The sequence below is a fragment of the Catellatospora bangladeshensis genome (assembly GCF_016862575.1).
GTDB classification, from domain to species: domain Bacteria; phylum Actinomycetota; class Actinomycetes; order Mycobacteriales; family Micromonosporaceae; genus Catellatospora; species Catellatospora bangladeshensis.
In genome coordinates this window covers 131,187-140,077 of the sequence record NZ_BONF01000019.1, presented here as the reverse complement: position 1 = coordinate 140,077, position 8,891 = coordinate 131,187, and the positions used below count along the sequence as shown (strand labels likewise).

Below are 8,891 nucleotides of genomic sequence, written 5' to 3'. Positions count from 1 at the left end.
TCGAAACCTATGGTCAGACCACACGTTTCGACACGAACTCGCGATCATCCCCACCGGCCGGCGGGTCAGTGCCGGTACTCGTCCAGCCGCCAGAACATCGCGGCCAGCATCGCCGGGAACATGATCACGTGGCCGCCCATCATCAGCCCGTGGGCGGACAGCACACCCAGCCAGTACGGCACCAGCAGCACCAGGAACGGCAGGTACATCGCCGCCGACATCTCGGCGATCTGCGGCCACGAGTGGCGCCGCACCCGCATCCACGCCGCCATGCCGACCGTCATGTTCGTCGCCATGACCACCGCGTCCACCGCGGGCAGCGCGTCCAGTCCCGGCCATGCCCACGACCACAGCGGCCCGAGCGCGAACATGCCGACGAACATGGCCACGACCATCTCGAGGTAGTGCAGCGCGAAGCGGAGGTTCTTGCGGGCCGCCGAGCGCGGCGCGTGGGCGGGGTCCTTGTCGCATGTGGAGGTCGTCATGCCGTCCATCGTCGGCCGTGCCGGCGCGGCGGTCAGGTGCCGAACGTCATGCCCCGGGGTCACCCCGTGCCGTGACCCGAGCAGCTCACCGCCGCGCGACTGCGCGACCGGTCACAGCAGGCCGAGGTCGCGGGCGCGCAGGGCCGCCTGGGTGCGGTCGCGGGCGTCGAGCTTGCCCAGCACGCTGGTCACGTGGTTCTTGACGGTGCCCTCGGCCAGGAACAGCGCGGCGGCGATCTCCCGGTTGGACCGGCCGCCCGCGAGCAGCCGCAGCACCTCCAGCTCCCGCTCGGACAGCGGCACCACCAGCGGCTGCGGCCGTGGCGCGGCGGGCTCGGGCGTGAGCCGGGCGAACTGGGCCACCACCTTCGCCGCCACCGACGGCTGCAGCACGGCCTCGCCGCGCGCGGCGGCGTGCACCGCGTCCACCAGCTGCGCCGACGAGGCGTCCTTGAGCAGGTAGCCCGCCGCACCGGCGCGCAGCGCCGCGAACACCTCCTCGTCGTCGTCGAACGTGGTCAGCACGATGACCCGCACCCCGGGCTGCTCGGCCCGCATCCGGCGGGTGGCGGCGACCCCGTCCAGCACCGGCATGCGCAGATCCATCAGGACCACGTCGGGGCGCAGCTCGGCCGCGCGGTCCAGCGCCTGCGCGCCGTCGCCCGCCTCGCCCACCACCTCGATGTCGTCGCGTACGCCGAGCAGCATCGCCAGTGCCTCGCGGAACAGCGCCTGGTCGTCGGCGAGCAGCACCCGCACCGGTCCGGCGCTCATCCCGGCACCGCCACCCGCAGCGCCGCGCCGCCGCCGGGCACGGGCTCGAAGCTCATCCGCCCCCCGGCGAACGCGGCGCGCTCGCGTACCCCCACCAGGCCGAACCCGCCGTCGTGCGGGTCGCCGGCGGGACCGGCGCCGTCGTCGCGGACCTCCAGCCGCACCTCCGCCTCGCCCGTGTAATCGAGCACCAGCGCGGCCCGGCTGGCGTGGGCGTGCTTGCGCACGTTGGTCAGCCCCTCCTGCGCGGCGCGGTAGAGCGACTCCTCCGCGGCGGGCTCCAGCGGGCGGGCCTGCCCGGTCACGTCCAGGCTGGTCGGCACGCCCGCGGCCGAGGCCAGCGCGACCAGCTCGCGCAGCGCCTCGGGCAGCGGCACGGCCGTGCGGGGCTCGCGCAGCGCGCCGACCGAGCGGCGTACCTCGGCCAGCGCCTGCTCGGCCTGGTCCTGCGCCTTGGCCAGGACCGCGTCGGCCCGGCCTGGGTCCGTGGCGAGCACCGCGCGGGCCGCCTTGACCTGCATCTGGACCACGGTCAGCGAGTGCCCGAGGCCGTCGTGGATGTCGCGGGCGACCCGGTTGCGCTCCTGCACCGCCGCGAGCCGCTCGGCCTGCAGCGCGTACGCCCGCAGCTGCTCGTGCGTGGCGGCCAGTTCGGTGCGGGCCCGCTGCTCGCGCACCATCAGATGGGTCAGCACGGCGGCGAACGCGGCCGCGGCCAGCATGCCCAGACCCTCGCGCAACGCGTCGCGCCACGCCATGCCGGTGTGCGCGAACGGCACCAGCACGACCAGGGCCAGCGTCCACGGTGGGGACAGCAGCAGCACGCTGTGGCTGACCAGCACCAGGAGCAGCAGCACCGCGCCGACCGCCGCCCAGGAGGCGACGAACACGGCGTACCCGAGCAGGAGCTGCGTGATCACGTACGCGATGCTGGTCCCGCGCCGTGCGCGCCGCAGCACCCAGGCGAAGCCGACCGTGGCGCCGGCGACGTAGACGGCGCCCAGGACCAGCGCCGCGACCGCGTCGTGCGCCTTGCCGGTCCCGGCGAGCAGCGTCAGGTACGCGGCCACGGTCAGCAGATCGAGGGCACGCTTCACACCGTCCACTGTCGCCGGTGCGGCCGGGGCGGGTCAAACGATCAGCGGCGGACCGCCCGCAGCACCGCGTCGTGCACGACCACCGGCCGCCCGTCGGGGTCGGTGACCTCGCGCGAGGGGGTCGTCGTGTGGATCTCCCACGCCGCCGGGTCGAGCGCGGCGGCGGCCTGCTCGGCGGTGAACATCAGCTCCGGCATGTGCGGGCGGCCGACCGTGGTCTCCAGGTCGGAGAAGTGGTGGCCGACGATGAGCAGCGTGCCGCCGGGCCGCACGGCGGCGGCCAGCCTGCGGTGCAGGGCGGTGCGCAGCGGCTCCGGCGTCTGCATGAACTGCGCCGACACCAGGTCGAACCCGGCCGGCTCAGGCGCCCAGGCCAGCAGGTCCTCGCGCAGCCAGGTGGTCCGGTCGGCGACGCCCGCCGCCTCGGCCGCGATCGCCGCCCGGCCCAGCGCCACCGCCGACACGTCCACGCCGGTGACCCGCCAGCCCCGGTCCGCCAGCCACACCGCGTCGGCGCCCTCGCCGCAGCCCACGTCGAGCGCCGTCCCCGGGGCCAGCTCGGCGGCGGTCGTGACCAGGTGCGGGTTCGGGTTGCCGCTCCAGATCCGCTCCTTGGAGCCGTACCGCTCGTCCCAGAACTCGGCGGTGAAGAAGACGTCGAGGTCGGGTGCCTCGTGCGCGTCGTGCGCGTGGGTCATGGTTGACCACCTCCAGCTCCCAGCCTGCGCTTCCGCGCCGCCGGAGCGCAAAGTTCGTTGCCGTTCCGGCAACAACCCGGTCAGAACAGGGTGAGGGGCTCGTCGTCGCGTGCGGGCTCCACCGGGTCGGGCAGGGTGGCCAGCTCCGGTACGCGGGCCCGCACCTCCCCGTGGAAACGGCGGGCCAGCTCGGGCGCCTCGGCGTTGTCGGGCGTGTGCACGAACACCGTCGGCGAGCGGCCCTCCCGCAGCCAGCCCGCGACCACGTCCACCCAGTGCGCCCAGCCCGCCACGGTCCGGGCGGAGTCGTCACGGCCCAGGTAGCGCACGATCGGCTGGTCGGTCAGCGCGGCCGAGCGGCGCGGCATGCGCGGCTTCTTCAGCCACGCGTCGCGCTCGGCGTCGCTGGTCGGCGGCGTGTCGAAGAACGCGACCGTGTCGAACGGCACCCACTCCGCCCCGGCCGCCGCGAGCACCTGTTCGAGCTGCCGCACCTCGCGCGGATCCTCGAAGAACGCCCGGTGGCGCACCTCCACGGCATACCGGAAGGTGCCCGGCAGCCGCCGCAGGAACGCGGCCAGGTCGCCCACGTCGTTCGGCCCGAACGAGCCCGGCAGCTGCAGCCACAGCGCGTGGTTGCGCGGCCCGAGCGGCTCGACCGCGTCCAGGAAGACGCGCAGCTCCTCCTCGGCACCGGACAGCCGCCGCTCGTGGGTGATCGGCTTGGGCAGCTTCACCACGAACCGGAAGTCCGGCCCGGTCTGCTCGGCCCACGTCTGCACGGTCCGGCGCGCCGGGGTCGCGTAGAAGGTGGTGTTGCCCTCGACCGCGTTGCAGCAGCTCGCATACCAGCGCAGGCGCTCGCCGGGCGGCAGGGCGTGCCCCGGCCACGCCTTGTGCGTCCACATGGCACAGCCCACGTGCAGGCGTTTCTCCTGAGCACCGCTCATGTGTCGGTCGGGGCCGGGGCCTGCGGCAGCTTCGCGCCCTTCCGGGTGCGCGGGGCCGACGGCGGGGGCACGACCGGGCCGATGTCGCCGTCGGGCGCCTCGTCCAGGTCGACGACCACCGGCGCGTGGTCGCTGGGGCCGGTGCCCTTGCGGGCCAGCCGGTCCACCCAGGCGGCCTTCGCCCGCGCCGCCACCGGGGCCGAGGCCAGGATCAGGTCGATGCGCATGCCCAGGTCCTGGTGGAACATGCCGGCCCGGTAGTCCCAGTAGGAGAAGACGCGCTCGTGCGGCCAGCGGTCGCGGACCACGTCGTGCAGCCCCAGCGCCTGCAGCTCGGCCAGCGCCGCCCGCTCCGGCGCGGTCACGTGGGTGCTGCCCGTGAACGCCGCCGGGTCGAACACGTCGGCGTCGGCGGGCGCGATGTTCACGTCACCGGCCACGATCGCCGCCTCCGGGCCCGCCGCCACGGTGTCGCGCAGCGCCGCCAGCCAGGTCAGCTTGTACCGGTAGTGGTCGGAGTCCGGCTCCCGGCCGTTCGGCACGTACACCGAGTGCACGCGGATGCCGCCACAGGTCGCGGTCACCGCCCGCGCCTCCTGGTGCGGGAAGCCCGGCCCGTTCGGCAGCCCCTGCACGATGTCGTCGAGGCCCACCTTCGACAGGATCGCCACGCCGTTCCAGCGCGCCTCACCGTGCACGGCGAACGCGTACCCCCGCGCGGCCAGCTCGTGGCCGAGCAGCTCGGCGAAGGCGCCGTCGCCGAGCTTCAGCTCCTGGAGACACACCACGTCAGGCTTGCGCTGGTCCAGCCAGGGCAGGAGCCGGGGCAGCCGCTGCTTCACCGAGTTCACGTTCCAGGTCGTCACCCGCACCGGACCCACGATATAGGGCAGCGGACCGGCAGGCCCGGCGGTGCACGCCGAATGCACGCGGCCCCGGTTACGTTGCCGCCGCCGCACCGGCGCCTCCCCGATCGACAAGGAACCGCGATGACCACCCCCTCCGAACCACCCGCCGACGTCGACGTCGTGATCATCGGCTGCGGGCCCGTCGGCGCGCTGACCGCCAACCTGCTCGGCGTACGCGGCGTCAGCACGCTGGTCGTCGAGCGCAGCGCGCTGCCGCACGGCCAGCCGCGCGCGTTCTCCTGCGACGACGAGGCGCTGCGCGTCTACCAGCAGGCGGGGCTGCTCGGGCAGGTCGGCCCGTACATGCACCGGCCGGTGCTGGCGAACTACGTCAACCGGGCCGGGCGGATCTTCGCCCGGGTGCGCCTGTCCGAGGTCGACTTCGGGTTCGGGCACCCGCCGCTGAACTTCTTCGACCAGCCCCGGCTGGAGGCGGCGCTGCGTACGGGGCTCGACCGCTTCGGCCACGTCACGCTGCGGCTCGGCACCGAGCTGGTGAGCCTGGCCCAGGACGCGCACGGCGTGGACGTCACCCTGCGCGACGTCGCCACCGGGCAGAGCCGCCTGGTGCGGGCCGGATACGTGCTGGGCTGCGACGGCGCGCGCAGCACCACCCGGGCCGAGGCGGGCATCGCGCTGAGCGGGCGCAGCTACGGCGAGCCCTGGCTGGCGATCTCCGGGGACGTGCCGCCGGACGCGGTGCGCGTCCCGCACACCACGTTCGTGTGCGACTGGCGGCGGCCCGCGTTCGTGTCACCGGGCACCGGTGGCAGCTACCGGCTGGAGTTCATGCTGCGGCCCGGCGAGACCGCCGCGGAGATGACCCGGCCTGAGGTGGTCGCCGAGCTGGCCGCGCCGTACGTCGACCCGGCGCGGTTCACCGTCACACGGGCCGTCGGGTACACCTTCCACGACCTGGTCGCCGCGCGGTGGCGGGAGGGCAGGGTGTTCCTGCTCGGCGACGCCGCGCACCAGATGCCCCCGTTCCTCGGGCAGGGCCTGGTCAGCGGGCTGCGCGACGCGGCGAACCTGACCTGGAAGCTGGCCCTGGTGCTGGCCGGGCGAGCGGGGGAGGAGCTGCTGGAGACGTACGAGGCCGAGCGCCGCCCGCACACCGTGGCGATGGCGCGGATGAGCGTCAACCTGGGGCGGGTGTTCCTGGCGCGCAGCCGGGCCGGGGCCTGGGCCCGGGACACGCTGCTGACGGCGGCGCAGCTGGTGCCGCGGGTGCGGCGGGCGGTCGAGCACTTCGAGTTCAAGCCCGTGCCGGCGTACGAGCGCGGCCTGATGCGCGGCGGGCGGCGCAAGGGGCCGGTCGGCTGCCTGTTCCCGCAGCCCACGGTGACGGTGCCGGGCTCGTCCGCGCCGGTGCCGCTGGACGAGGTGCTCGGCGACGGGTTCGCCGTGGTCGGCCTCGCGGCGGCCGTCGCGGCGCTGGGGGAGGCGGGCAGTCCCTCGGGCGAGCCGGGCGGAGCGACGCCGCCGCTGCGGCGGGTGGCGGTGTACCCGGCCGGCGGCACCATCCCGCCCTCCCGGGGCACGGACGACGGCTCGCGGGTCGACGTCGTCGACACCGGCGGTGTGCTGGCTGGGTGGCTGCGCGAGCACGGCGCCGACCTCGTGGTGCTGCGGCCCGACCGGTTCGTGTACGCCGTCGCGCCGGCAGCAGCTGCCCACGATGTGCTCCGCGAACTCACCGCGTCCCTCGCCGCCCCACGCCCCTCCCACACCGCCCGCCCGTAGCCGCCGCGCCGCCCGCCGGTCGTGCCCGTCGGTGCCGGTCGGCAGTTTCGGGGAAAGTGCACGAATACGGCGTCGGGAGCCTGCACTTTCCCCGAAACTGCCTGCCGCGAAGGGAGGCGGCGGAGGGCTGGGCGGTTACCAGGGGCAGCAGGTCGACGGGACGGTGACGTACACGACCGCCAGGACCAGCGCGGCCAGTGCCGTGAAGGTCAGCACGGTGCCGGTGGCCAGCAGGCCGGTGGCCCGCAGCGTCCCCCGCACGGCCCGCCAGATGAGGTAGGCCACGACCACCGCGAGAACCCACGACAGCAGCGGGTAGAGGTCGTGGATCAGGGATCCGACGGATCCGGGGTCGGAGGTGTGGAACAGTTGCCACAGCAGGAGCACCACGGGCCCGCCGAGCAGGGCGGCCACCGTCGCGACCATGGCCGCGGCCGACCAGGCGTGCTCCGCCGCCGCCCCTCCGCCGCGCCGGAACAGTCCGGTCGCGACGATGCCGAGGCCCAGCACCACGGCGGACACGGCGATCAGCTGCGGCCGCCAGTAACCCAGATCGTCCACGAAGCCGATCCGCTCGGCCCGCGCCGCCAGGATCAGTCCGGCTACCGCGACCTGGGCGGCCATGCCGAGCACCGCGAGCGCGGCGAAGGCCGTCCGGACCGCACGAACCGCGGGAGCGAGGCCCGCCCCGGCCTGCCTGCCGCCCGGCGCAGGCGCCCTCGACTCACCGTCCATCGTGTCTCCTCCCCGTGATGATCGGCGTCTCAGAAGCGCCGTGAGCGCAACCGCCACGGCCCGCCGGGATGCTACGACAACTCCCGGGGGCGCGTGGGCCCGCCGACCGGCCGGTGAGCACAGGTGGGTGGGAGAGGGCGCGCGCCACAACGCAGGAGTTTTACTCACAACTCCTGCGTTGTGGCCCGTGGCGGAATGTGGGTCGGCTCGGCAGAAGCGCGGTTCGGTCTTGCCGTGCCGGCTGAGTAGCCCGGCGACGGGGTCAGGTCAGGACCGGCGGGGCGGCCGGTGGGCCGGGCGGGCGTCGTCGGGCAGCTGCTCGCGCATCCAGGCGCCGCAGCTGGCCGCGTCGGGGTGGGCGCATTCGGCGACGTGGCGCAGCACCGTGGCCGCCACCCGCAGGATCTCGATCTTCTCCAGCACCTCGGGCAGCTTCTCCGCCGCGTAACGCGCCCGAGCCGCCGGGTCCGGGGTGTCCAGGATCAGGCGGATCTCGTCGGCCGTGCAGCCCAGCGCCTGGCACATCTGGATCATCTGGAGCCGGGCCGTGTGCCCGTACGTGTACCGGCGGTGCCCGTTGACCAGCCGGTCGGCCACCAGCAGGCCCTCGTCGTCCCAGTACCGCAGCGTGGTCGCGGGGATCCCCGACTGCTCGGCGAACTGCGCCACCGTCCACTGCGGATGCTGCGGTGGCACGGTGTGCATCGGCTGCTCCCCGGCGGGCTTGACTTCGAGTCGGCTCGAAGGTGTGCCATGACTCTAGCCCGCCCCGCCCGGGGCGGTCGTGATCGGAAGGAGCTTCATGGACACCCACGTCGCCGTGCTCGGCGCCACCGGCCGGGTCGGCACGCTCGTGGTCCGACAGGCGCTGGACCGCGACTGGTCCGTCACCGCGCTGGTACGCGACCCCGCCCGCCTGTCCGCCGACGTGAGGTGCCGCAGCGGCCTGCGGATCGTCACCGGCTCGATCGATGATCCGGCCGCGATGGGCGAGGTGATGAGCCCGGCACCGGCCGCCGTGATCGTCGCGCTCGGTGTGCGCTACCGGCGCGGGCACCCGTGGAGCGGCATCGAGGGCCGTCCCGACGTGGCCCCCGCGGCCGTGCGCGCCGCGCTGGCGGCCGCTCCGGCGGGCACCCGGTTCGTGCTGCTCAGCGCGTTCGGCGTCGGGGACTCTTGGCGGCAGCTGCCCGCTCCGGTACGGGCGCTGCTCGCGACGAGTTCGCTGCGGGTGGCGTACCGCGAGCTGGCCGTGGCCGAGCGGCTGGTGGCTGCTGCGACGCCGCCCGGTGTGGTGGTGCGGGCGGTGACGCTCACCGACGGCCCCACCACCGGCCGCGCCGACGCGACCGGGCGGCCGCTGCGGGGCAACCCGAAGGTGAGCCGCGCTGACGTGGCGGGCCTGCTGCTGGAGGGTGCCGCCGGCCGCGGTGTACCGGCCGGGCGGGTCCTCGTCGCCGCGGGCTGACCGCGTTAGGAAGGGCACCTTCTCCATCGGAAA

Annotated in this window: 10 protein-coding genes; 2 read left to right on the top strand and 8 right to left on the bottom strand. The window is 74.8% G+C overall.

Annotation, left to right across the window (positions count from 1 at the left end; all coding sequences use genetic code 11):
• Positions 1 to 65: 65 nt before the first annotated feature.
• From Cba03nite_RS18015 to Cba03nite_RS17990, 6 genes are all read right to left on the bottom strand, one after another.
• The gene (locus Cba03nite_RS18015) at positions 66 to 485 is read right to left on the bottom strand and encodes a hypothetical protein (RefSeq protein WP_203747226.1); all 420 of its coding nucleotides are present in this window, start codon (positions 483 to 485) and stop codon (positions 66 to 68) included.
• Between the two features lie 111 nt (positions 486 to 596).
• Positions 597 to 1,259 carry a response regulator gene (locus Cba03nite_RS18010; protein ID WP_203747223.1) on the bottom strand — a complete coding sequence of 221 codons (663 nt, stop codon included), beginning with the start codon at positions 1,257 to 1,259 and terminating at the stop codon, positions 597 to 599.
• Positions 1,256 to 2,356 (bottom strand): sensor histidine kinase, encoded by a 1,101-nt coding sequence (locus Cba03nite_RS18005; RefSeq protein WP_203747220.1) that lies wholly within the window; start codon positions 2,354 to 2,356, stop codon positions 1,256 to 1,258. The genes Cba03nite_RS18010 and Cba03nite_RS18005 overlap by 4 nt, the downstream gene beginning before the upstream one ends.
• Positions 2,357 to 2,397: 41 nt before the next feature.
• A complete protein-coding gene (locus Cba03nite_RS18000) occupies positions 2,398 to 3,054 on the bottom strand; it encodes a class I SAM-dependent methyltransferase (RefSeq protein ID WP_203747217.1) in 657 nt (218 codons plus the stop codon).
• Between the two features lie 80 nt (positions 3,055 to 3,134).
• Positions 3,135 to 4,004 (bottom strand): DUF72 domain-containing protein, encoded by an 870-nt coding sequence (locus Cba03nite_RS17995; RefSeq protein WP_505661184.1) that lies wholly within the window; start codon positions 4,002 to 4,004, stop codon positions 3,135 to 3,137.
• Positions 4,001 to 4,876, bottom strand: coding sequence for an exodeoxyribonuclease III (locus tag Cba03nite_RS17990; RefSeq protein ID WP_203747214.1), 876 nt, complete (start codon positions 4,874 to 4,876; stop codon positions 4,001 to 4,003). Before Cba03nite_RS17990 ends, Cba03nite_RS17995 begins: the two co-directional genes overlap by 4 nt.
• A 117-nt stretch (positions 4,877 to 4,993) precedes the next feature.
• Between Cba03nite_RS17990 and Cba03nite_RS17985 the strand changes: the two genes are divergently transcribed.
• Positions 4,994 to 6,655: a bifunctional 3-(3-hydroxy-phenyl)propionate/3-hydroxycinnamic acid hydroxylase gene (locus Cba03nite_RS17985; RefSeq protein ID WP_239125828.1), complete on the top strand. Its 1,662-nt coding sequence runs from the start codon at positions 4,994 to 4,996 to the stop codon at positions 6,653 to 6,655.
• Positions 6,656 to 6,790: 135 nt separating this feature from the next.
• On the opposite strand, the gene Cba03nite_RS17980 is transcribed toward Cba03nite_RS17985, so the two are convergent.
• Positions 6,791 to 7,390 (bottom strand): hypothetical protein, encoded by a 600-nt coding sequence (locus tag Cba03nite_RS17980; protein ID WP_203747207.1) that lies wholly within the window; start codon positions 7,388 to 7,390, stop codon positions 6,791 to 6,793.
• 267 nt (positions 7,391 to 7,657) lie between these two features.
• On the bottom strand, positions 7,658 to 8,095 hold the full coding sequence (locus Cba03nite_RS17975; RefSeq protein WP_203747204.1) for a MerR family transcriptional regulator: 438 nt from the start codon (positions 8,093 to 8,095) through the stop codon (positions 7,658 to 7,660).
• A gap of 97 nt (positions 8,096 to 8,192) precedes the next feature.
• On the opposite strand from Cba03nite_RS17975, the gene Cba03nite_RS17970 reads away from it, so the two are divergent.
• Positions 8,193 to 8,858 carry an NAD(P)-dependent oxidoreductase gene (locus tag Cba03nite_RS17970; RefSeq protein WP_203747201.1) on the top strand — a complete coding sequence of 222 codons (666 nt, stop codon included), beginning with the start codon at positions 8,193 to 8,195 and terminating at the stop codon, positions 8,856 to 8,858.
• Positions 8,859 to 8,891 lie beyond the last annotated feature (33 nt).